The following is a 22899-nucleotide window of genomic DNA, read 5'->3' as shown; positions in this document are numbered from 1 at the left end:
CGACGCCGAGGGTGTGCCGGTTACCGCACCAGGCGGCACCGGCCGGGCTGAGCCGTGACGATGCCGTCCGTGCCGAGGTCGAAGACGGTGGCGGGCTCGTCGCCCCAGACGCGTAGGCGTCCGGGGCTCAACAGCTGGTAGGTGACCAGGCCGGGCAGCACGGTCAACGAGGGCACCAGGACACGTACCGTCGCGGCGCCCACGAGTCCTCGTTGCGCGGTGAGTTCCAGATGCTCGGCCGCCCAGGTGACAAAGATCGGCGAATGGGTCAGACTCAGTACGCCTCCGGCATCGAGGCGGCCCGGGTCTTCGATCCCGGCGAGCGGAGCCGGGGCACGGCCTATCCGGGCGAGGGTGGCGTCCAGGTCACCGACCTGCTCGGTGCGGCAGGACCAGCCGTCCTCGTCCCGGCGCAGCCATACCGTGCGTTCCCATCCGGCGCCTCGGCACGTCACGGTCAGGTCCCGCACGGCCCGGCTGGAGTCGAGGTGTGCCTGCCACGTGGTGGCGTACGGCGCCGGACCCGCCACGACCGATTCGCCACGCCCTTGTCCGTCGTCGTGGATGACCAGTTCAGTGCCGACGGTGTCGGTGCGTTGCCAGAGTGTCGTGCTTTGCCGGCGTGCGGAGCTTCGGCCGGGATCGTCGGCCGTCTCGGGTGCGACCAGTGTCATTGGCGGCCTCCGTCCTGTGGTTGCTGTGAAGCCGAGGGGTGTGGCCGGGCGCCGAGCGCCAGACCAGCCGCGTATTGCGCGTCGGTGAATGCTCGTCGGCAGCTCTGCTCGTCGCGGTACACCGGCGGGGACTGCGCGATCACGTGGTCGGTGACGGTGAGGATCCACTGGAAGTGATCGTCGGCGGTCAGCTTCCCGGTGCTGGCGGACAGGTGTTGCAGGGCGTCCCGCCACGGTCTTTCGTGACCGGCGCCGGCGCTACGATGCGGGACTTGGGCCAACACGTCCGCTCCGGTCGCTGAACGGCTGACCAGAAGCGTCCCGTCCGGCGCCGCCTTGGACCCGGACACGACGGTGATCATCGAACGCCCTCTTCCACGGTGTTCGCACCGCGGCGGAGTGGAACCGTCCGCCTTGCCGCGGGGAGGGCCAGCTTTCGATGCCGGTAAGCCGGTCCCGCCGCGACCATGGCGCCTCCTCGCCGAGGCGCCGCCGTCGCGGCGTTGCCGGCAAGGCGGTATCCGCCAGTGCGGCCCATGCACCCTCCTTATCGCGCGTTGCCCGTCAGATTCCCACGATGGGTGCAGGTAACCATCTTTGCACTGTGCAATCTTCTCTTGGGGGCGCGGACACGGTGTTTTGGCGTATGCCGCACGGGTCTTGGCGCCCCTGCCAACCGGTCGTGTTCGGCATCGGGCTCCCTGGTCGGGGAGTGCGACACAGGAACTGACGTGACACTGAGGGAACAAATCCTCACCGGCGCCCGACCATCGCCTTCCTTTCAGGCGAGGCGGTGCCGGCGCAAACCGCGTCGGAGGACATGAAGAAGGCGCCAATCATCCTGGGAGTTCGCTGTCGACGGCGTGCGTTGTCAATCAGAGGGCAGCCGGATTTCGACACAACAGGCGCCCGGCCGCGGTACGAGGCGCGCCTCGGCACCGGCGGAGCCGCAACCGTGGACCACTCCTGACACGAGCGCCTGGTTGAGCCCGCACACGAGCGAGGTGTACCGGGCCGCGAGCGCATGGAATGGACAGTTGTGCAGCAGGATCGCCTCCGTGCCCGGTTGCGGCTCGAAACCGAGATGTTCCAGGACATCGGTGAGGTCGGCGGTGGGCGCGCCGGTGACGGTGGCGAACTCGACACCGCGTCGGTAGGCGACCTCGGCGGCGATGGCGTTGGGCGGTTGTGTCGGGCTCGACATCGCCTCGGCGAAGATGTCGGCGATGAGTTCGTATCGGCGTGCGGGCAGTGTGAACGCCACACCGTCGCCGTTGAGTTGGTAGACCTTCGGTGTTCGGCCGCGGCCGCGCGGCCGCTGGCGGGGAGCCTCGTAGCGTGCGGTGAGCAGGCCTGCGTCAACGAGTTTGTCCAGATGGAAAGCCGCGAGCCCTCGCGTCATGCCGGTGGCCTCGGCGGCGTCGTCGCGGCTGACGGGGTGCGGCTGCCGTCGGACGTAGTCGTAGAGCGCGCGTCGTGACGTGTCCGTCAGCGCCTTCAGCTGCGTCCAACCGTCCGTCACCCACCAAATTTATCACCAACGCCCGCTATTGAAATACAGGCGGCGAGGAGTGCACGATGCGAGTATCACTAGCGAGCGTTGGTTAAAATGGGGATGTCCACATGACAGTCGAAGCCGAACTTCGTATCGATCTGCCCGTCGAGCGTGACGTCGTGGCCGCCGAGCGGGCTGCCACGGCGTTTCTCGAAGCCCTCGGGGTGGACTTGTCGGCGCCGGGACTTGCCGAGACGCCGGGGCGGATGGCTCGCGCGTACGCCGAGATGCTGACTCCCCGCGACTTCGTCATGACGACGTTCGACAACGATGAGGGCTACGACGAGCTGGTTCTGGCCAAGGCGATTCCCGTGCGTTCGGTCTGCGAGCACCACCTTCTGCCGTTCGTGGGTGTCGCTCATGTCGGCTACCTGCCCGCGCAGCGGATTCTCGGGCTGTCGAAGCTGGCCCGCGTCGTCGAGATGTTCGCTCACCGACCTCAGGTGCAGGAGCGGCTGACCAAGCAGATCGCCGACTGGCTGTCCATGCACCTGCATCCGCGCGGCGTCGGCGTGGTCATCGAGGCCGACCATATGTGCATGAGTCTGCGCGGGGTACGCGCAACCGGGGCCCGCACGGTCACGTCGACGCTGCTCGGCACCTTGCGCGACGACGCACGATCGCGGGCGGAGTTCTTCGCTGTCGCCGGCATCGGCGCTCGCTGACCACCAGTCGAAGGGAGTGAACCATGACCGCTGACCGCACATTCGTCATCGTCGGGGCCGGCTTGGCCGGTGCGAAGGCCGCCGAGACGCTGCGCGTCGAAGGGTTCGAGGGCCGGATCGTCCTGCTGGGAGCCGAGCCGCACCTGCCGTACGAGCGTCCGCCGCTGTCCAAGGGGTTGCTTCTCGGCACGGAGGAACCGGACTCGGTCTACGTGCATGACGCCGCCTGGTACGCCGACCACGACATCGAGGTGCGTTGCGGCGCGACGGCGAAGGCCCTCGACCGCGTCAACCAGCACGTCGTGTTCAACGACCGCGAGACGATCCGCTACGACCGGCTGCTCATCGCCACCGGCTCGGCACCGCGACCGCTGCCGGTTCCCGGCGCGGACCTCGACGGCATCGTTACTCTCCGGACGCTCGCCGACAGTCACCGCATCGCCGGTGAACTGCGCCCCGGCACCCGTCTGGTGATCATCGGGGCAGGATGGATCGGCTTGGAGGTCGCGGCAGCGGCCGCCGCGCAGGGCGCGGATGTCACCGTCGTCGAAGCCGGCCCTCTGCCCTTGCATCGGGTACTCGGTGATCGCCTGGCGCGGTACTTCGCGGACCTGCACACACGGCACGGCGTCCGGTTCCGCTTCGGCAATCAGGTCACCGAGGTACGCGGCACCGATCGGGTGTCGCAGGTCCTGCTGGCCGACGGATCCGTACTCGACGCCGACATGGTGCTCGTGGCCATCGGCGTTCGTCCCCATGCGGCGCTCGCCGTAACGGCGGGTCTCGCCTGCGCCGACGGCATCCTCGTCGATCAGCGGCTGCGCACCAGCGACCCGCTGATCTTCGCCGCCGGCGACGTCGCCAACGTCGACCATCCACTGCTCGGCGCACGCGTTCGTGTCGAGCACTGGGACACCGCGGTGCACACCGGCACGACGGCTGCGCGGGCCATGCTGGATCAGGACGTCGTTCACGACAGGGTGCCGTATTTCTTCACCGACCAGTACGACCTGAGCATGGAATACACCGGCTGGGTGGCACCCGGTCAGAATGCCGATGTCGTTATCCGCGGCGACCTCGACGGTGGCGGGTTCATCGCGTTCTGGACCGATCGAGGGAGCGTGCTCGCCGGCATGAACGTCAACGTGTGGGACGTCGCTGACCAGATCGACACGCTGGTCCGTGCGGGCCTGCGGCGCGGTTTCACCGTACCGATCGACAAGTTGGCCGATCCCGCCGTTCCCCTGAAGGATCTCCTGCCAGAGGCATAGCGAGATTGTCCGCGGGGCCGGGCGATGACGGTACGCGCATCCATGGCCGGGCATTCTGCCCGAGGGGTCCGGCAAACGGCAGAAGGCCGGTTCACAGCAGGCGCCGAGGCGCAGGCCGCTCGGCGGAACGGTGGAGGCTGGACCGATCGAGCAGCGGTCGAGGCGTCGAGCAGTTGGCCGAAGGGCTGGAACGGCGCGGCGAACCAACACCACGGGTCGTCGACGGTGTCTTTGTTGCCGACCGTCGGCATCCAGAAGGGTCCGTATGTGCCTGTCGGGAGTCTGTTGAGGTCGGTTCACTTCCCGGGAGCATGGAGTCGAACTCCGGATCGAGGTGTCCTTCGCAGCGATCTGCACGGCTCGCTGCACGGGGTCGCCACAGCCGCTACGGCTGGTTCCGACCGCCGACTTACTGAACCGGCCACAACGGTCCGCACACCGGAAGGAGGCTTCATGCAGTGCAGACACCGCCGCGCTGCAACGCTGGTCGCCGCGGCCGTCACGACGATGACCGCAACCGCATTCCTGGCCGGGCGGCAAGCCATCCCCGAAAGTTCCTTCACGTTCGCGGTGAGGGGCGCGGTGGTAGTTCTGTGCGTGTGGCGACGCTTCGACGGCGCCGCGTCCGAGCACCATCGTCAGTGCGTCGCCGAACTGTGTCACCAGCCGGCATGGCAGCCGTCGCCTGACGGTCGTGTCGGCACCACGGACTGGACCGAACTGGATGCCCAGTCCGTCGAACGATGGATTGAGGCACGCCGGCTTCGGCCGAGCGAATCCCTCAACGCAGCAACACTGCGACGCAGGCCCCGTTGACCGACGCTGATGGCGGGCACCGACCGACACCCGGCGTGACCAGCCATGGCCCCGATCCGCTCACCACGTTGGTTTCCGCCGTCACGCCCCCTATGGTGAGGTCATGACCATCGTCGCGCTGCCGATCGGCGTGGACGTCGCCCCCGCGACGACCACGCCGGCTGCTCGCGCGGCCCACCCGTCGGCCGCGGGCTGGTCGACGTGCGCCCCGGCGACTCGCTGGTCGGCTGCGGTCAGGTCCACCTACGGCCTGCCGAGCCCGGCGACCACCGGCCGAAGCCCTCCCGGGAACCGTTTCACTGCGTAACGGCCACCAGGGCGAAGCTTATTCAGCTTCGGCCCTTTTTTGTTTCTCGAGAAAGAGGCGGATTCCGTCATGAGCACCGACATCCACGGCAGCACCAGCCAGCGATGGCTGGACACCCAGCGCACCGCACTGACCGATGAGTTCGCCGAACAGACGGCCCGGCTCACCGAGCTCACCGCGGACACCGGCGATCCGGCGGGCGCCCACACGCGTGCCGCACTGCTCGCCGCGACCCGCCACAACCTCGAGCAGCTCAGCAGCGCGCTGCGTCGCCTCGCTGAGGGCACGTACGGTCGCTGCGAGAAGTGCGACTTTCAGATCAACCCGGAACGTCTGGAAGTCCTGCCACACGCGCGGTTCTGCATGCCGTGCCAGAGCAAGCACAAGAACTGACAGGTCCGCGGCTGCCGCGCCCGGCTGAGGGCGCGGCAGCCGCGGCGTCTTCCTGGTTCTGGCTGCCGATCGGGTCAGATCAGCCCGTGTGCCAGCATCGCCTCCGCCACGCTGCGGAAGCCGTCGATGTTGGCGCCGGCCGCATAATTGCCGGGCATGCCGTACTCGTCGGCGGTGGCGTAACACCGGTCGTGGATGTCACGCATGATGTCACGCAGCCGCTGTTCGGAGTAGGCGAACGTCCATGAGTCCCGGCTGGCGTTCTGTTGCATTTCCAGAGCGCTGGCCGCGACCCCGCCTGCGTTGGCGGCCTTGCCCGGACCGAATCGGACGCCGGTCTCCGCGAACACCCGGATGGCCCGGGGTGTGGCCGGCATGTTGGCTCCCTCGACCACGAGCAGGCAGCCGCCGGCTGCCAGGGTTGCCGCGTCCGTGGCGTCGAGCTCGTTCTGCGTGGCGCTGGGCAGCGCCACGTGACAGGGCACCTGCCACACCGACTGGCCGGCCGTGAACGAGGCATGGGGCCGGTGCTGCACATAGGCCGCGATGCGTTCGCGGCGTACCTGCTTGACCTCCTTGAGCACCTCGACGTCGATGCCCTTGTCGTCATGGATGAAGCCCGAGGAATCGGAGCAGGCCACCACTGTCCCGCCGAGCTGATGCACCTTCTCGATGGCGTAGGTCGCCACGTTGCCGGAGCCCGACACCACCACCCGCTTGCCGTCGAGGTCGTCTCCGGTGACCCGCAGCATCTCCTGTGCGAAGAACACGGCACCGTAGCCGGTGGCCTCCCGGCGGACCTGGGCGCCGCCGTAGGCCAGGCCTTTGCCGGTCAGCACTCCGGACTCGTAGCGGTTGGTGATCCGCTTGTACTGGCCGAACAGGTAGCCGATCTCGCGGGCCCCCACCCCGATGTCACCGGCGGGCACATCGGTGTATTCGCCGATGTGCCGGTACAACTCGGTCATGAACGATTGACAGAACCGCATCACCTCGCGGTCGGACCGGCCTCTCGGGTCGAAGTCGGAGCCTCCTTTACCGCCGCCGATCGGCATACCGGTCAGCGCGTTCTTGAACAGCTGCTCGAAACCGAGGAACTTGACGATGCCCAGGTAGACCGAGGGGTGGAAGCGCAGCCCGCCCTTGTACGGGCCGAGGGCGCTGTTGAACTCCACCCGGAAGCCGCGGTTGATGTGCACCTCGCCGCGGTCGTCCTCCCACGGCACCCGGAAGATGATCTGCCGTTCCGGTTCGCAGATCCGTTCGATGATCTTCGCATCGGCGTACTCCGGGTGCTTCTCCAGCGCCGGTCCGACGCTGTCGAGGACCTCGCGCACCGCTTGGTGGAACTCGGCCTCCCCGGGGTTGCGCTGCACCACGGCGGCGAATATCGATTCCAGTTTTTCCTGCGTTGTCACCCAGGTTCCTTCCGGTGCGAGACGTACCGTCACCACCGGCACCCACGTGCCGGTGGCTGCCCACCCCGTTGTGGACCTCGTTGACAAGACAAGGCGAACGCCGGTCGGCGCTCTTCTGCCCCATCGCCACGTGACAGGCCGGAGCCAGGCGTCTGCTGCGTGTCGGGTCAGCGGACGCCGCGGCCTGCACGGTGGCGGCTGGGGCGTTACTAGTGGTCAGAGGTATCGTGGCTATGACGCTGCTTCGGTCGATGAGGGTTCGTCGGCGCGGGAGTCGACGACGTCCAGGATCCCCAGCAGGCCGGCCAGTGCGATCGCCTCCTTGCGCGTCAGCGCGAGAGCGCAGACGCTGTCGGGATCATCGCCACCGTCATGAATCAGCTCTCGTCTGCCGTTGCGGTGGTGGGACACCACTCCGACACGCCGACCCGCTTCCGTGGTGAACGAACATCGCTGCCCGATACCCGGCAACGACGTCATTTCGACGTCCATGAATGCTCCGATGTGTGGCAGGAAAGTCAGATGGGGCGGTGTGCCGCCACGGCAAGAAGGTCGCCGCAGCTCATGGCCGGCGGCCCGGAGCCTGGGCGCTTGTGCTCGGGGTCCGCCGCGCGGCCGACGTTGCTCAGCCCGTGAGCAGCAGGCGCAGTCCGGTCACTGTCGCCAGCCGCGGTTGCACCGGCACCGTGACCGCCCGCCGGGTCGATGCGGCGAGCCGCGCTGCCACGCCCGGAAGGGTGGCTCCACCGCCGGTGAGCAGCAGCCTGCGGTGGCCCTCGGCACTGACGCCGATGCGGCGCACGGCGGTGGCGATGGCCGGCACCTGGTCGACGGTGTTGGCGATGTCGACGCGTTCGGCAGCCGTGACGGTCTGCTCGGTGATCCGAGCGACCTCGGTGCGCCCGTGGCCGATGTCCACTGCTACGACATCGCCATCACGGGGGCTGAGCCGGCATGCCAGTGCAGCCGCCAGCGGCTCGTCGACCGCGGTGACATGACTTCCGGTGGCACGGCGTACCGCTGTCACCATCAGGTTCTTCTCCCGCAAGGTCGCTGTTGCGGGCACGCCGACCAGGACCGGTGAGACGTCGGCATAGGGCCGGCCTGCCATCGCGACCAACATCCGCAACAGGCGCACACATCGATAGAAGTCGTGGACCACGCCGTCGCTCATGGGCCACACCAGGTCGGTGCCGTACTCGAGGGCCGTGCGCCCCGCGACACGGCGACCGCGGCGGTCGCGGCCGATGACGGCCGGCTCGCTGAGCACACAGTCAAGCCCTGGGCGTCCAGACGCGCACCGTCGCCGTGCCCACATCAAGAGCGAGGGGATGTACCACCGCGGGCAGGGACGGTGAGTCATGAGTCACGGCGATCACCGCCCCGGCACCACGACAGTGAGGCAGCGAGTGCAGCACCACCCTCGGTGATCGGGTGGCCGAGGATGGTCGCACGCCGGTAGCGAGCCGGCGTCAACGATGGGTATGGGTGTGGACGGGTACGCATGATGCTCCAAGCCGAAAACCAGCGTCGCCGCGACGCTGGTGATGACAACCTCAGGCTGCGATGACGAGCAACCTGGGCGGAGCCCTGTCAGCCGACCATGCCGGGACACACCCGGGGATCGCACGACGGGCGAGCCGGAACACGATGCACAGGCCGCCTGCTCGCGAGGCGGCCATGACGACCACGAACGCGGCCAACATCATCAGCATCGAGAGCGAGGTGCGCTCGTCGACGCGGCCGATGTCGGGACGGGGGTGCATGGGCCCACCATAGCCGCCCCTCTACCCCGCGAGCCATCGGCATAGTCGGCCGCGTTATCAAGCGCTCACGAGCATGGCCTGCCGGTTTGCCTGTCGTCGTGCACCGACCGGGCGCGTAGTGCCGATGTCCCCCCACATGCCCGCGTGCTGCCCGGTCGTCCCTGCCACACGCGGGATCAGGTGGAAAGTTCGGTGACGCAGCCGGTGCCCAGGTCGTACACGCACGCCAAGACGTCCAGGGCAGCCGGCAGATACGGTGAGCTGCGAATTCGCTGCACGTCGCGGGCCAGCGCCACCCGCTGATCGCTGATCGTCCCGAAGTCGAGGCTGCGGGTGTCGACAGCCGCCATGCGGCCGATGGCGTGGTGCAGCTCCTCGTCGGTGTTCGTGGTCATACGGCAGTCCGTGTGGCCCATGACCACCACGCGCGTGACGTCGAGCAGGTGGGTGGCCACCACGAGAGCACGCAGGACGTCATCGGTGACCCGGGCGCCGGCGGTCCGCAGGATCACGGCGTCGCCCGGATCCAGCCGGAACACGGCTGCCGGACTCACGCGGCAGTCCATGCACGTGATCACTGCCAGTTGCCGCCCGGCGGCGCCTTTCGTCGCCGGCGGCTGGTGGGTGACCGCGTGAATCTTGTTGGCGGTGATCAGGTCGTCAAAGGGGCCGGGCAACATCTGCTCCTTCACTCGTATTTCCGGGCAGCCCGTAGGAGACCAAAGTGACGGTGAAAATGCGCAGGCAGTAGGCGCATCGCCATGCCTGCTCGTCGGCCGGGAAGAGGTCCTCTTCACCGCAGTAGGGGCAGTGGAAGATCTCGGCGTCAGGGTTCACAGAAGGTCCTCGGCAGTGGCCCGGGCGACCCAGGCGGCGAAGCTCTCGCCGCCGCTGTTGGCCGTCTGGTAGCGGGTCAGGAGTCGCTCGATGTAGTCCGGCAGGTCGTCAGCGGCGACCTTCAGTCCTCTGACCTTGCGCCCGAAGCCCGCGGCAGCGGACAGAGCACCGCCGAGCTGCACGTGGAACCCTTCGACGCTTCTCCCGTCGGCGGTGGTGACGATCTGTCCTCGGAGCCCGATATCAGCGGTCTGAACGCGGGCACACGAGTTGGGGCATCCGTTGAAGTTGATGGTCAGTGGCGTGTCGAAGCTCGGGAGCCGCCGTTCCAGTTCAGCGATGACATCGCCGGCCCGGTCCTTGGTGTTCACGATCGCCAGCTTGCAGAATTCGATGCCGGTGCAGGCCATGGTCTGCCGGCGGAAGGTGCTGGGACGCACCGGCAGGCCGACGGCGTCCAGTGCGGCGCTGAGGGCCACCACCTCGTGCTCGGGCACGTCCAGGATGATGATCTTCTGTTCGATGGTGGTTCGGATCCGTGTCGAACCGTGCCGTTCGGCGAGTTGCGCAATGTGCGCCAGCAGTGAGCCGGACATCCGTCCGACCAGCGGGGCCAGGCCCAGGTAGAAACGGCCGTCCTTCTGCCGGTACACGCCGACGTGGTCACGCCGCGCGTCGGTGCTCGCCGCCGGGGCCGGCCCGTCCGGCAGGGGGCCGCCCAGGTACTCCGACTCCAGGACGTGCCGGAACTTCTCCGGCCCCCAGTCGGCGACCAGGAACTTCAGGCGTGCCCGCGAGCGCAGCCGGCGATAGCCGTGATCGCGGAACAACGAGGTCACCGCGACCCAGGTCTCGGCCACGCGGTCCGGTGCGATGAACACACCGAGACGGCGGGCGAACATGGGGTTGGTGGACAGTCCGCCGCCGACCCACAGGTCGAATCCGGGCGTGCCGTCCGGTCCCTGCACGCCGACGAAACCGACGTCGTTGATCTCGTGCACGGTGCAGTGCTGCGCGCAGCCGGAGATCGCGGTCTTGTACTTACGGGGCAGGTTGGAGTACGCCGGGTCGCCGACGAAGGGCGCCAGCGCCTGCAGCGCCGCGGTCCCGTCGATGATCTCGTCCTCGGCGATCCCGGCCACCGGGCAGCCGAGCATGTTGCGTGGGGTGTCCCCGCAGGCTTCCGTGGTCGACAGGCCGACGGCTTCCAGCTGCTCCCAGATGGCGGGGACGTCTTCGATGCGGACCCAGTGCAGCTGGATGTTCTGCCGGTTGGTGATGTCGGCGACGTCGCGGCCGTAGCGTTGCGACAGTTCTCCGATCACCTGGAGTTGCCGGGTGTCGAGTTGGCCGCCGGGGATGCGAACCCGCAGCATGAAGTACTGGTCCTCCAGCTGTGCCGGCGCCAGGCCGGCGGTGCGGCCGCCGTCGATGCCGGGCCGGCGCTGGGTGTAGAGGCCGTACCAGCGGAAGCGCCCACGCAGGTCGGACGGGTCGATCGAGGCGTATCCGTGCTTGGCGTAGATGTTCAGGATCCGGTCGCGGACCTGTAGCCCGTCGTCGTCGCGTTTGAATCGCTCGGTGTCGTTGAGCGGTTCGCGGTAGCCGCGGGCCCATTGGCCTTCACCGCGTGTCGTGGCAGCTCGCCGTGGTGCAGAGGTCACGGACATGAGGTTCCTCCGAAGTCAGAGATGCCGAGATTGCATCGGTGTCGCGGAGCGGCTTCATCGCCGCACTGAGGACCCGAACCATCCGGGACCGCCGAGACGGCGACGGGACGGCTGGCCGATAGGCCGGGAGCGCTGTCGCCCGGCTGCTCGTGGGTACGCACGCCTTGCAGCGGTGGCTCGCGAAGGTGCACGTACCGAGGCCAGTCATCGGGCCGGGCTCGTGGCCCCACCGTGAACGACTGGCCCAGGCACGGACTGGTCATTGATCCATGCAGAAACCAATCATTGCGAACTGCAATATTTTTTGATGGGTGGGCCGTGTCGGCGTCGATCGGCGGCTTTGGGTAATCGATCAGTTCAGGACGCGGAGGCGGACCGTCTGCTCCATCGACCGCAGCTGGTTCAGCACGTCTTCGCTGTAGCCGGCGGCGATGTCGGTGATCAGGTAGCCGTATTCGCCGCGGGTGCTCAGCATCTGGGCCTCGACGTTGACGTTGTGCTCGGCCATGATCCGGTTGACCTGGGCGAGTACGCCTGGGGTGTTGATGTGCACGTGCACGATGCGGTGCAGTCCGGGCGACTCGGGTAGGGCCACGCCGGGCAGGTTCACGCTGAGCGTGGTGTTGCCCTCGGTCACGAACTTCGCCAGCTTGTTCGCCACGAAGCCGCCGATGTCGGACTGCGCCTCCTCGGTCGAACCGCCGATGTGCGGGGTGAGGATCACGTTCGGAAGGCCGCGCAGCTCGGAGACGAACTCGTCACCCCGACCTTTGGGCTCGGACGGGAACACGTCGACGGCGGCGCCGGCCAGGTGGCCGCTCTTCAGCGCGTCGCGCAGCGCCAGGTGGTCGACCACGATGCCACGGGACAGGTTCAGGAACAGGGCGCCGGGGCGCATCTTGGCGAACTGCTCGGCGCCGAAGAAACCGGCGTTGCCGGGACGGCCGTCGACGTGCAAGGTGACGACGTCGCTGGACTCCAGCAGCTCGTCCAGGCTCGCGCAACGGTGCGCGTTGCTCAGCGCCAGCTTGTCGGCGGTGTCGTAGAACGACACCGACATGCCCAGGTTCTCCGCGAGAACCGACAGCTGGGTGCCGATGTTGCCGTAACCGACGATACCGAGACGGCGGCCACGGATCTCGTGCGCGCCGTCGGCCGACTTGTCCCACACGCCGGAGTGCATCAGCGTGTTCTTCTCGGTGAGCCGCCGGGTCAGCGCGATGATCTCGGCGATCGCCAGCTCGACCACCGAGCGGGTGTTGGAGAACGGCGCATTGAAGACCGCCACCCCGTTCGCCGAGGCGTGCGGGAGGTCGATTTGGTCGGTGCCGATGCAGAACGCGCCGATACCGACGAGGCTGTCCGCAGCGTCCAGCACCCTCGAGGTCACCTGGGACTTGGAGCGGATGCCGAGCAGATGCACCCCCGCGAGGCGCTCGATCAGCTCGGCCTCGTCCAGCGCGGTGGGCGCACACTCGACGTGAAATCCGTCTTCCTCGAGCCGGGCAACTGCGTCGGGGTGGATGCTTTCCAGAAGCAGGACTCGCACCTTGGCCTGGTCGATCACATTCCGTCCGTTCTGTTCCGTAGAAGCCATCGGGGTTTCGTATTTCCTCATCGAGGTGCCGCCCGCCTCTGAGGCGGCGGCCGGCGTGGTCTCGTGGCGCCGGGGACTTCGTCGTCCGCCCGGCGGGGTGTGGCCACGGGCAAGCAGTGCTCGGCCCCGCGGCCACTGCTCGTCAGTGGGCGTCCGCTCCGTCTACTCGCTGGGGTTCGAACCGTAGGCCGCGTGGGCTTTGCGCAGTGTGTCGGCGTCGAGCCTGCCGGCGGCGGCAAGTTGCTGGACAACCCGCAACGCGATGGAAGGCGCATCGACGCGGAAGTGGCGGCGCAGAGCGGCACGAGTGTCCGACATGCCGAAGCCGTCGGTGCCCAGCGACGCCCAGCGACCGGGAACGAACGCGGCGATCTGGTCGGGCACGGCTCGCATCCAGTCGGAGACGGCGACCACGGGAACGGAACTGTCGGGCAGGCAACGGGCGACATGAGACAGGCGAGCCGGTTCCTCTGGATGCCGCAGGTTCCATTGCTCGATGTCGAGGGCGTTGCGGCGCAGTTCGGTCCATGAGGTCACCGACCACACGTCGGCGTTCACGCCCCAGTCGTCAGCGAGCAGCCGCTGGGCTGCCAGTGCGGCAGGCACGGTGATACCGGAAGCCAGGATGTGCGCCGCCGCGTCGTTGACGTCCGTGCTGCTGATGCGGTGCATGCCGGCGAGGATGCCGGCGACGTCGACAGCGTCGGGCTCTGCGGGTTGAAGGATCGGCTCGTTGTAGAGGGGCAAGTAGTAGAAGACGTCCTCCGGGGCGGTCCCGTACATCCGGGTCAGGGCGTCACGGACGATGTGGCCGAGCTCGTAGGCGTAGGCGGCGTCGTAGGCCACGCATGCCGGATTGGTGGAGGCGATGAGCAGCGAGTGGCCGTCCTGGTGCTGCAGGCCCTCGCCGTTGAGGGTGGTGCGGCCGGCGGTGGCGCCGAGTAGGAAGCCGCGGGTCATCTGGTCGGCGGCCGCCCACAGGCCGTCGGCGGTGCGCTGGAAGCCGAACATCGAGTAGAAGATGTAGAGCGGAATCATCGGCTCGCCGTGGGTGGCGTACGAGGTGCCGACCGCTGTGAACGACGCGGTCGACCCGGCCTCGGTGATTCCTTCGTGAAGCAGGACGCCGCTGGTCGATTCCTGGTAGCTCAGCAGCAGGTCACGGTCCACCGACGAGTACGTCTGGCCGTGCGGCGAGTAGATCTTCTTGGTCGGGAACAGGGCGTCGAGTCCGAAGGTGCGGGCCTCGTCCGGGATGATCGGCACCAGCCGGTGACCGATCTCCGGATCCTTCATCAGGTCCTTGAGCAGCCGGACGAACGCCATGGTGGTGGCTACCGGCTGGTTGCCGGATCCGCGTTTCATGCTCGCGTAGGCGCTCTGGTCCGGCAGCGTCAGGGGCTTGCTGCGCAAGGTGCGCGACGGCACGTAACCACCGAGCTCGCGGCGCCGTTCGAGCATGTACTGAATCTCGTCGGACTTCTCGCCGGGGTGGTAGTACGGCGGGAGGTACGGGTTCTCCTCGAGCTGCTTGTCGCTGATGTCGAGGTAGAGGCGGTCCCGGAAGCCCTTGAGGTCGTCCAGGGTCAGCTTCTTCATCTGGTGCGTGGCGTTACGGGCCTCGAAGTGCGACCCCAGCGTCCAGCCCTTGATCGTCTTGGCGAGGATCACGGTCGGCTGGCCGGTGTGCTCGGTGGCCGCCTTGTACGCCGCGTACAGCTTGCGGTAGTCGTGCCCGCCGCGCTTGAGGTTCCAGATCTCGTCGTCGGTCATGCCCTCGACGAGCTTGCGGGTGCGCGGGTCACGGCCGAAGAAGTGCTCCCGGACGTACAGCCCGGACTCGCCCTTGTAGGTCTGGTAGTCGCCGTCGGGCGTCACGTTCATCAGGTTGACCAGCGCGCCGTCGGTGTCGGCGGCGAGCAGGCCGTCCCACTCGCGGCCCCAGACGACCTTGATCACGTTCCAGCCGGCGCCGCGGAAGAAGGCCTCCAGCTCCTGGATGACCTTGCCGTTGCCGCGGACCGGGCCGTCGAGGCGCTGGAGGTTGCAGTTGATCACGAAGGTGAGGTTGTCGAGCTCCTCGCGGGCGGCCAGGCCGATCGCGCCGAGCGACTCGACCTCGTCCATCTCGCCGTCGCCCAGGAACGCCCAGACGTGCTGCTGGCTGGTGTCCTTGATGCCGCGGTTGTGCAGGTAGCGGTTGTAGCGCGCCTGGTAGATCGCGTTCAGCGGGCCGAGGCCCATGCTGACCGTCGGGAACTCCCAGAAGTTCGGCATCAGACGCGGATGCGGGTACGACGGGAGGCCGCCACCGGGGTGCGACAGTTCCTGCCGGAAACCGTCGAGCTGGTGGGTGGTGAGACGACCCTCCAGGTAGGCCCGCGCGTACATGCCCGGGGAGGCGTGCCCCTGGTAGAAGATGTGGTCGCCGCCACCCGGGTGGTCCTTGCCCCGGAAGAAGTGGTTCATGCCCACCTCGTAGAGGCTGGCACTCGACGCGTACGTCGAGATGTGACCGCCGACGCCGATCTCCGGCCGCTGCGCCCGGTGCACCAGGATCGCCGCGTTCCACCGGATGTAGGCCCGGATCCGCCGCTCGACGAACTCGTCACCCGGGAACCAGGGCTCACGCTCCGGCGGGATCGTGTTGATGTAGTCCGTGGACGTCAACGGCGGAACGCCGACCTGTCGCTCCCGGGCCCGCTCCAGCAGGCGCAACATCACATAACGGGCTCTTTTCGCGCCGCGTTCGTCGATGACTCCGTTGAGCGACTCGACCCATTCGTTGGTCTCTTCCGGGTCGATGTCGGGAAGCTGGCTCGGCAGGCCATCGCTGATCACCGGGCGGGGCACGCTCGTCGGGCTCATCGTCATACCTCTGCTCTGCTGGTTGCTTCACCGGGAAAGCGGCTGCCCGGTGTCATGACCGATACCTGGTCCGCCAGTAACCCACGTCGTCCTGGCGGCCCCCGAGCAGGACGGGAAGGGCGCGTCGTCCGCTGATACGCAGCCGGCTCAGCAATCGCGTCGGCGAGGTTGCTGATGCGTCCGGGACGACGATCACCGGGCAAGGTGCCCGTTGCACGCAGTGCTGACTCACCGAATCGAGCAGGATGCCCGCCAGGGTGCCGTGTCCCCGGCTGCCGACGACCAGCAGGTCAGCGAACGTGGCAGCCGACAGCAGTACGTCGGTGGGCCTGCCTCGAAGGACTCGACACCGAATCGGCACGAGTGGCTCGTCACCGGCGACCTCGGCCACGGCGGCGGCGAGCACAGCCCCGGCTGCCGCCTCAGCGTCCTGCCCGGTGAAGACCTCTGGTGTCCAACCGATACCGAAATCAGTGACCAGCGGCATTTGCCAGACGCAGACCGCTTCCAGGACTGCTGTCGTCTGATCGGCGTAGCGCAGTGCCCACTGCAGCGCTCGATGGGAGCCGGCCGACCCGTTGACGCCGACAACGACGCGTCGTCGCCGGCGCAGTGTCCGAGCGATGTCCCGTTGCATCTTTCCGCTCCCTTCGCCGTGTAGCAGCGCTACGACTCCGACAAGCGGAGCCCCCGCTTCGGTAGCCGCGGCCGGCGCGGTGGCCCGTCCTTTCAGGAGGTCAACTCGCAGGCAACGTCTTCGCCGATGGGAGGCTGCGCCTCGGCATTTCATTGCATAGTGCAAGTGTTGCATAGAGCAATACTTTTGGCTCCACGACGAGCTCACCCTCTTGGTGACGCTGGTCATGCTTTGAGCACTCCGCGGCGAGGCGTTGGTCAATGCGGCGGCCACCGAGCTCGACTGCCGGAAGGCCGGGAGATGCCTGCGGGCGGCGGGGTGCGCGTGAGCGGCGGGATGGGCCACCCCCACCCATCAACCGGCCCGCTCGCCACCCGCACGTGGAACGCACCCGTGATGCAACGATGGCCCTATGCAATCTTTCGATTCGGGTCCCAGCGACGCGGTGCAGGCGCTGATGCTGGCCAGCCGGGCGTTCGTGGCGCTGACCGCCCGCTCTCTGGCCTCAGTCGAGGGCGAGATCACTGTGCCACAGTTTCGCACGCTGGTGGTTCTGGCCGTGCGAGGCCCGCAACGCAGTGTCGACATCGCCGACGAACTGCGCGTGAACCCGTCGACCGGTACGCGAATGCTGGACCGGCTCATCCGCAAAGGCCTGGTACGCCGCACCCGTTCAGCTACCGACCGGCGTGTAGTACAGGTACGACTGACTCCCACGGGACGCAGCGTGGTCGAGCAGGTTCTGACCTTGCGGCGGGCCGAGTTGGAGAGGCTCGCCGCAGAGACCGCGGATTTGTGGCAGCCCGCGGTGACCGAGGCACTCACCGCCTTCGCGCAAGCTGTCGGCGAGGTCTCCGAACACGACTGGTGGCTCGGGTGGGACGCGCATCGCCCTGATGCGTCTGAATCCGACGAGATCGAGGCCGCCGCCACCTGACGCCGTGGAATCCCGAGTGCAGCCGGACGACTCGCCGCTGCGTCAGGACCCCCAATGATCGACGCCGAGATGGGCAGTCGTCCGGCTGCTCATCGAGTCCTCGCCGCATGCAGCCCGTAGCGGACCTGGAGCGCTCTGAGTAGAGGCGCGGCTCCTCGCGACGCGGCAGCAGCCCTTCCCACATTCATTGCATAGCGCAACAGCGCTCCTCTGCATATGAGGAGGCCGAGCGATCGATCGCCACGTGACCACACCGGGGCCGCCCTGCCGACAGGACCGCGGCAGACCCGCACGAGACGACGTGCGCTGCGTCGCCGCACGCTACTTCTCCCACCGATCCCCCATCGCGTCGCCTGCGTCCAGGACGCGCGACCGTCAGTAGCACCTTCGATCGCTGCGCCGCGGGCTGACGGACACCCAGAGCACCCGAAATCATCGGCCCGCGGCACGAAGGCCAGGACAAGAGCCTCATCGCATACTTCTTTCGCGGGTCCCTGAGCTGAGTATCCCAGGCCGGGAACCTGGGTCATCCGCACAGGTCAGAGCGCGACCCTCGGCCTTCGCGACGCAAGCAAGACCCTAGACGCGGTCGTAGTAGAGCAGGCCATCGGTCGACATGCGGGCGCCCTCGGCGAGCGAGTGCTCCGTCAGGCTGCTGTTATGCAGCAGGTGGACGACATTGCGTCCGCGCACGCTGGTCACGAAGTCGGCGATCAGCCGGCGGTGACAACGCCACCACAGGCTCTCGCTGCACATGATCGCCGTTATGCCGGTGTCCAGGTCATCGAGCAGGTCGGTGACGGCATCGGCGAACTCTGGGCTTCGCATGTGGCTTGCATAGGCGCGAAACGATTCGACCTGCCACCACAGGTCCGGAGCCGCCTCGGGCAGGCGCCGCCGGCCGCCCAGACGTTCGTCCCAGCGGTAGGAGATGCCGGCGTCCGGCAGCCAGCCGCTCATCGCCTCACGCTTGACGTGTGGATGTGCCCGGCTCCCGGGATAGCGCCGGACGTCCACCAGGCGGGCGACACCGGCGCCGCGGAGCAAGGCCGTCAGTTCGGCTTGTTCCGCCGCGCCGTGTCCGACAGTGATCAGAGCACGCGTCATAGTCCGGAAGTACCACCTTTCCGCGGACCGTATCCCAACAACAGGGTCCGGACGAGGATCCCCCGTGCTCGATCGCGAATGGTTGCCGACAGTCGGCAAGTTTCAATGCAGATTTTCGTCCGGCGTCACGCCCTTTCGGCATGCCCGCGAACGGGCATGATGCAGGTAGGTACAAGAGTCGCCAGCAGGAGGGGAAGGCCGGATGGTTACGTCAGCGGCAAACAATCCCCCTGCTCAGCGCCCCCTCGGCATTGACGCCGCCTCGGCTCATCGGCGTGACATCGAGGCCAGTTCATGGCCCCCGTTCGATGTGACTGCCTGGCCCGCTGTCGCGACAGCTTGATGACAAACGCCGATCTACCGCCTCGGGCTGACCCGTACGTCTGGATCCCGGGTGTGGACGCCTGCAGCCGCATCGTTGCGGCCACTCCGCCACGCCGCAATCGATGTCAGATCCCGGTTCGGACACCGTCGTAGCCGTTCGCCGACGAGTTCGTCATCCGTTACGAAAGAGGCCATCGTGACCGTGTCGCCTGGTTGCATCACCATTCAGTCCGGCAATGAAGCCGCGAACGCCGTTGCAATGCCCGGTGTTGGCGCTCCTTCAGTCGTCGCGGTCGACCTCGGCAGCGCCTGCGCCCGGATATGGGCGTCTCGGCACGGCAGCGTCAGCGCTGCGACCAGCGCGTCGTTCGGTATGGCCGGGAGCCTGGTACGACGTGGTCGCATCCTCGACGAGCAAGGATGTATCGCTCTGCTGAGCGACCTGGCCCGTCGCTTCCCTGAGCCGATCACTGCCGATGGGGTCGTGGTCGCGTGCCGTCCGGTGCAGGCCACCATGACCGAGCAGTACGCGTTGCGCCGTGTGGTGACGGCGGTGTTCGCCCCGTCGCGGCTACTGCTGATCGATTCGGTACGGGCGGCCGCCATCGGCACCGGCGCCGCGGCCGGAGTTCGGCTCGTCGTTGATGTGGGCGCCCAGCTGACCGAGATCGCGCTGTTGGATCACGGGCGCGTCACCGTGGCCCGGCGTGTCGACATCGGCACCCGCGACGTGAGCCTGAGTGCTCCCGTGGATCTGCTGGCCGACATCGTCGCGCGTGGCGTCTGCGACCTTCGCTGCTCGCCGGGCGTCGATGATCTCGTATCGGCCGCGCTGGCCGGCGGCATGCTGCTGGTCGGTGACGGCGCTCTGCGCCCCGGCTTGTCGAGTCGTCTCGCCGGTGCTTTGGGAATCTCGGTGCGGTGCGCGGAGTCACCGCGCTCCGCCGCGGTCAACGGCGCCGGTTTCGCGGCCATGTCCGTGCTGCGCCATCCCGCTATCTGAGCCCGACAATACCCCGTTACCCGACGTGAGCGTCTCCACGAGAGAAGGGACCGGCCCGTGACTGCCACCGTGCATGAGTCGACCGAAGCGCAGGCGGGAGTCGCTGTCTCCCTGCAGCTGCTGCGCGACATCCTGGAAGAGCAGTTCGCGGTGCACACCAATCGGCTGACCGAGCTGGTGCTGTGCGGAGCGCTGCCCCACCACGGCGGCCATGATCCACGCACCCTGGCCGTTCTGACAGAGGCGTCGCGGCAGGCAGTCGCCGACACCGCCCATGCGTTGCAGCGGATGTCGCAAGGAACCTACGGCCTCTGTCAGGGCTGTCACCGGGCGATCCCGCTGGGGCGTCTGCGCGAGTCGCCGCAGACGAGCTTCTGCGTTCCGTGTGAGCAGGCTCGGTCCGCACGATCAACGTTGTCCGGTCGTCCGTAGCCCTCGGTCAGAGAGCGTCACGTCATACGACCCACGAGGGAGGAAGCGTGCATCCTGTCATCGTCAGACAGAGCCGGACCGGCGGTCAGCAGACCCTGTACCCCGTCGGCGAGCTCGACGCCGTCGTCGCGGACCGGTTCGAGGTGGTGGTCGCCGCCGCGTTGACCGACGACCGGCTGACCGGTGTCGTCGTCGACCTGTCGGCGGTGACCTTCCTGGATTGCGCAGGCGTCGGTGCCCTCGTCGCCAGTCGGCAGTCGGCCCAGCGAGCCGCGAAGGCGTTCGACGTCATCGGCGCTGCCGGACTTCCGCGCCAGGTCCTGCAACTCACCGGAACGCTGACCACTCTGCGGGTCACACCGCCGGTTCGGACATCACAGCAGATCAGTACGCCCCTGGCCGCCTGAGTCACCCGGTTTCGCCACTGAACATCGACTAGGAGCGAGCACGCCACGGCACCTCTATCACCAGTCAGCCGGTGCAGCACATACGCCACTACGGAGGATCCCCCCATGAACGCCCCAGTGATCGTCGGCTTCGACGGATCGGCAACCGCCCGCTCAGCTGTCCACTACGGCGCCCGTGAAGCACAGCGACGCGGTGGTGATCTGCAGATCACGCATGCGCTGGGCTGGCCGGTGATCCTGCCACCCTTCCATGCTCCGTACGACCTGCACGACCAGGGACAGCGCACCGCGATGCTCGACCTGCTGGCGAAGGTCGCCCACGAAGTCCAGGAGGAGCACAGCAGCCTGTCGGTCACCACCCGCCTGCTCGACGGGCCGACAAGTTCGATTCTGATCGACGCCTCACGAAACGCTCAACTGCTCGTCGTCGGGCATCGCGGTTCGGGCGGATTCGCCGACCTGCTGACCGGATCGGTCGCCACCCAGGTAGCAGGGCACACCCGCTGCCCGGCCGTCATCGTGCGAGGCGACGACCAACTGCCCGACGACCGGCCGATCGTGGTCGGCACCGATGGCTCCTCCGGATCCCGCGCCGCGGCAGAAGCCGCATTCACGCAAGCCCGGCTCCGCAACGCCGAATTGATCCTGGCGCACCACTCGGCACGCCGCAGTTCCGCCGGGGCGCTCGCGACCAGCACCCCGCCGTTCTGGGCAACCATCGGCGATGCCGCAGCGGGCACCCACGACATCAGCGCCCAATACCCGGTCGTCAAATACCGCACCGAGGTCATATCGGGAGACTCCGCCGCCGCAGCGCTGATGAACTTCAGTCAGCGGCTCGCGGCCGGCCTCCTTGTCGTCGGTTCCCGCGGCCTGGGCGGATTCACCGGGCTGCTGATGGGATCGACGTCACGCAGCTTGATCGACCACGCGCCTTGCCCCGTCATGGTCGTTCCGTCAGCACACGACGCGAAGTGACGCCGCTGAGGCCAGAGCCTTATCGGATCATCAACGACACAACGGGGAGGCCGAAAAAACGGTCATGCTCAGTGACGCGGACCGGCGCCGGCTGGCCGAGATCGAGCGGGAACTGCAGGCGCAGGATCCGTCGTCGGCCCTGCGTCTCAGCGATACAACGTCTCGGCCGTCGGCGCAGTGGTGCGGTATGGACGCGCTATCAGCTGGCTCCTTCGGGCACGAGCGGCCGCCGGGCCGGCACGACAACGGCGGCCCGCCCGGGTCATCTGAGAGTCAGACCATCTCCACGGCCTCGAACCTGCGCGGCGAGGTCCTTCCGGAAGCACACGTAGAAAACCGTGGTGTAGTCGGTGCCGAAGTCGTCTCCGACGTCGCCGCTGTCCAGGAAGAACTCGGCCAGCAGCAGACGGGTCTCGAAGTCGTCGACCGGCACGCCCATGCCGTCGGCGTTGAAGCGGCCGAACCCGCCGAGAACGAGCAGCCCGTAACTCGGCAGCTCCCAGGTGATGTCGGCAAAAAGGGTCTTCGTAGTCGCGAGCACCGTCGGCCAGGTGGCGCGGGTTGGCGCCGGCCCAATCCGGCAGGCTCCAATCCCGGGTGGCGTGGAGGGCGGCGCGGTCATACACCGAGATGTGGGCATCGGGCGGCTCGATCTCCGTGCATTCCTCACCGGCCGGCGCGTAGACGGCCCGTCCCTCGTCCGAGCCGAGCTCCGGCACCGCGAAGAACACCAGTGTGCCATCCGCGGGAGGGGTCGAGGTCCGTTGTGAACTTGCCGATCGCGGCGAGATCGATCGTGACCAGGTGGGCGTGGTGCGCAGGCCCGGCGACGGACGCGGGCAGCAACGGGTGGCCACCAAAATGTCCCACGACCGGGCCGAGCCCGTCGGTGTCCAGAGCGATGCAGGGACCCGCGAGGCTCACCCAGTAAACGACGACATCCTGCGGCATGCCGTGATCAAGGGCAGTCTTCCGGAGTACCGTGGACGTATACACAGCGGTCATGATCCAAAAGGAACGCCAACGACCGGCTGCTCTGGTCGGTCCCCCGCGCCAGTATCGGAACCTCCTCGTCGACCGCGACGGCGTCTGATCTCTAAGACCCTGGTAAATAAGGGGTTCGGCCCGAGGCTGGGTCTGGCGGAGATCGACGATCTTGCCCGTGTGCGGCGTGTCGCGCGGACACGAGGAAGGGCCTCCGGTACGAGCAAAGGCGACTAAACCAGCAGCTCGTTAC

24 protein-coding genes and 1 pseudogene are annotated in these 22899 nt (G+C 67.6%); 10 read left to right on the top strand and 15 right to left on the bottom strand.

The annotated features are described in order from the left end of the window. Nucleotides 1-20 precede the first annotated feature (20 nt). The 3 genes from QSK31_RS46465 to QSK31_RS46455 form a co-directional block, all read right to left on the bottom strand. Complete coding sequence (locus QSK31_RS46465) at nt 21-674, bottom strand: putative glycolipid-binding domain-containing protein (protein ID WP_285691579.1); 654 nt, start codon at nt 672-674, stop codon at nt 21-23. Beyond that, nucleotides 671-1036 (bottom strand): hypothetical protein, encoded by a 366-nt coding sequence (locus tag QSK31_RS46460; RefSeq protein WP_285691578.1) that lies wholly within the window; start codon nt 1034-1036, stop codon nt 671-673. The genes QSK31_RS46465 and QSK31_RS46460 overlap by 4 nt, the downstream gene beginning before the upstream one ends. Before the next feature lie 509 nt (nt 1037-1545). Then, nucleotides 1546-2196 (bottom strand): helix-turn-helix transcriptional regulator, encoded by a 651-nt coding sequence (locus QSK31_RS46455; RefSeq protein WP_285691576.1) that lies wholly within the window; start codon nt 2194-2196, stop codon nt 1546-1548. A gap of 101 nt (nt 2197-2297) precedes the next feature. Here QSK31_RS46455 and folE point away from each other — a divergent pair, with 101 nt between their 5' ends. The 3 genes from folE to QSK31_RS46440 all read left to right on the top strand — a co-directional run bounded on the left by folE (nt 2298) and on the right by QSK31_RS46440 (nt 4981). Next, nucleotides 2298-2894 carry a GTP cyclohydrolase I FolE gene (gene folE, locus QSK31_RS46450; protein ID WP_285691574.1) on the top strand — a complete coding sequence of 199 codons (597 nt, stop codon included), beginning with the start codon at nt 2298-2300 and terminating at the stop codon, nt 2892-2894. Between the two features lie 23 nt (nt 2895-2917). Further along, the gene (locus tag QSK31_RS46445; RefSeq protein WP_285691572.1) at nt 2918-4165 is read left to right on the top strand and encodes an NAD(P)/FAD-dependent oxidoreductase; all 1248 of its coding nucleotides are present in this window, start codon (nt 2918-2920) and stop codon (nt 4163-4165) included. Nucleotides 4166-4618: 453 nt separating this feature from the next. After that, complete coding sequence (locus tag QSK31_RS46440) at nt 4619-4981, top strand: hypothetical protein (protein WP_285691571.1); 363 nt, start codon at nt 4619-4621, stop codon at nt 4979-4981. Nucleotides 4982-5071: 90 nt separating this feature from the next. Here the strand turns inward: QSK31_RS46440 and QSK31_RS46435 are convergent, their stop codons facing one another. Next, complete coding sequence (locus QSK31_RS46435) at nt 5072-5224, bottom strand: hypothetical protein (RefSeq protein ID WP_285691570.1); 153 nt, start codon at nt 5222-5224, stop codon at nt 5072-5074. A 133-nt stretch (nt 5225-5357) separates the two neighbouring features. Between QSK31_RS46435 and QSK31_RS46430 the strand changes: the two genes are divergently transcribed. Then, nucleotides 5358-5681 carry a TraR/DksA family transcriptional regulator gene (locus QSK31_RS46430; RefSeq protein WP_285691569.1) on the top strand — a complete coding sequence of 108 codons (324 nt, stop codon included), beginning with the start codon at nt 5358-5360 and terminating at the stop codon, nt 5679-5681. 74 nt (nt 5682-5755) lie between these two features. On the opposite strand, the gene gdhA is transcribed toward QSK31_RS46430, so the two are convergent. From gdhA to QSK31_RS46385, 9 genes are all read right to left on the bottom strand, one after another. Continuing rightward, a complete protein-coding gene (gdhA, locus tag QSK31_RS46425) occupies nt 5756-7099 on the bottom strand; it encodes an NADP-specific glutamate dehydrogenase (RefSeq protein ID WP_285691568.1) in 1344 nt (447 codons plus the stop codon). A 231-nt stretch (nt 7100-7330) separates the two neighbouring features. After that, on the bottom strand, nt 7331-7591 hold the full coding sequence (locus tag QSK31_RS46420) for a cation:proton antiporter regulatory subunit (protein ID WP_285691567.1): 261 nt from the start codon (nt 7589-7591) through the stop codon (nt 7331-7333). 133 nt (nt 7592-7724) lie between these two features. Further along, nucleotides 7725-8369: a rod shape-determining protein gene (locus QSK31_RS46415; RefSeq protein ID WP_285691565.1), complete on the bottom strand. Its 645-nt coding sequence runs from the start codon at nt 8367-8369 to the stop codon at nt 7725-7727. Between the two features lie 286 nt (nt 8370-8655). After that, the gene (locus QSK31_RS46410) at nt 8656-8865 is read right to left on the bottom strand and encodes a hypothetical protein (RefSeq protein WP_285691564.1); all 210 of its coding nucleotides are present in this window, start codon (nt 8863-8865) and stop codon (nt 8656-8658) included. Nucleotides 8866-9041: 176 nt separating this feature from the next. Beyond that, nucleotides 9042-9542 (bottom strand): beta-class carbonic anhydrase, encoded by a 501-nt coding sequence (locus QSK31_RS46405; protein ID WP_285691563.1) that lies wholly within the window; start codon nt 9540-9542, stop codon nt 9042-9044. Nucleotides 9543-9698: 156 nt separating this feature from the next. Then, the gene (locus QSK31_RS46400; protein ID WP_502873122.1) at nt 9699-11372 is read right to left on the bottom strand and encodes a nitrite/sulfite reductase; all 1674 of its coding nucleotides are present in this window, start codon (nt 11370-11372) and stop codon (nt 9699-9701) included. A 352-nt stretch (nt 11373-11724) separates the two neighbouring features. Next, on the bottom strand, nt 11725-12969 hold the full coding sequence (gene serA / locus QSK31_RS46395; RefSeq protein WP_285691560.1) for a phosphoglycerate dehydrogenase: 1245 nt from the start codon (nt 12967-12969) through the stop codon (nt 11725-11727). 162 nt (nt 12970-13131) lie between these two features. Then, nucleotides 13132-15837, bottom strand: a complete 2706-nt coding sequence (gene aceE, locus QSK31_RS46390) for a pyruvate dehydrogenase (acetyl-transferring), homodimeric type (protein ID WP_285691559.1) — start codon at nt 15835-15837, stop codon at nt 13132-13134. Nucleotides 15838-15889: 52 nt separating this feature from the next. After that, nucleotides 15890-16474, bottom strand: coding sequence for a universal stress protein (locus QSK31_RS46385; protein WP_285691558.1), 585 nt, complete (start codon nt 16472-16474; stop codon nt 15890-15892). Between the two features lie 412 nt (nt 16475-16886). On the opposite strand from QSK31_RS46385, the gene QSK31_RS46380 reads away from it, so the two are divergent. Next, nucleotides 16887-17411: a MarR family winged helix-turn-helix transcriptional regulator gene (locus QSK31_RS46380; RefSeq protein ID WP_285691557.1), complete on the top strand. Its 525-nt coding sequence runs from the start codon at nt 16887-16889 to the stop codon at nt 17409-17411. A 579-nt stretch (nt 17412-17990) separates the two neighbouring features. Here QSK31_RS46380 and QSK31_RS46375 read toward each other — a convergent pair. Then, nucleotides 17991-18518 (bottom strand): DUF488 domain-containing protein, encoded by a 528-nt coding sequence (locus QSK31_RS46375; protein ID WP_285691556.1) that lies wholly within the window; start codon nt 18516-18518, stop codon nt 17991-17993. A 520-nt stretch (nt 18519-19038) separates the two neighbouring features. Here QSK31_RS46375 and QSK31_RS46370 point away from each other — a divergent pair. The 5 genes and pseudogenes from QSK31_RS46370 to QSK31_RS49050 form a co-directional block, all read left to right on the top strand. Further along, a complete protein-coding gene (locus QSK31_RS46370) occupies nt 19039-19845 on the top strand; it encodes a rod shape-determining protein (RefSeq protein ID WP_285691555.1) in 807 nt (268 codons plus the stop codon). A gap of 57 nt (nt 19846-19902) precedes the next feature. Next, nucleotides 19903-20277, top strand: a complete 375-nt coding sequence (locus tag QSK31_RS46365; RefSeq protein ID WP_285691554.1) for a TraR/DksA family transcriptional regulator — start codon at nt 19903-19905, stop codon at nt 20275-20277. 47 nt (nt 20278-20324) lie between these two features. Then, nucleotides 20325-20684, top strand: a complete 360-nt coding sequence (locus QSK31_RS46360) for an STAS domain-containing protein (RefSeq protein WP_285691553.1) — start codon at nt 20325-20327, stop codon at nt 20682-20684. A gap of 117 nt (nt 20685-20801) precedes the next feature. Further along, nucleotides 20802-21662 carry a universal stress protein gene (locus tag QSK31_RS46355; RefSeq protein ID WP_285691552.1) on the top strand — a complete coding sequence of 287 codons (861 nt, stop codon included), beginning with the start codon at nt 20802-20804 and terminating at the stop codon, nt 21660-21662. A gap of 64 nt (nt 21663-21726) precedes the next feature. Next, a pseudogene (locus tag QSK31_RS49050) lies at nt 21727-21816 on the top strand (DUF3040 domain-containing protein); the annotation flags it as partial. A gap of 108 nt (nt 21817-21924) precedes the next feature. Here QSK31_RS49050 and QSK31_RS46350 read toward each other — a convergent pair. Beyond that, nucleotides 21925-22284, bottom strand: a complete 360-nt coding sequence (locus QSK31_RS46350; protein WP_285691551.1) for a hypothetical protein — start codon at nt 22282-22284, stop codon at nt 21925-21927. Nucleotides 22285-22899: the final 615 nt, after the last annotated feature.

Source organism: Actinoplanes sp. NBRC 103695, assembly GCF_030269485.1.
Taxonomy (GTDB): Bacteria; Actinomycetota; Actinomycetes; order Mycobacteriales; family Micromonosporaceae; genus Actinoplanes.
This window is presented reverse-complemented; position numbering and strand designations above follow the sequence as displayed.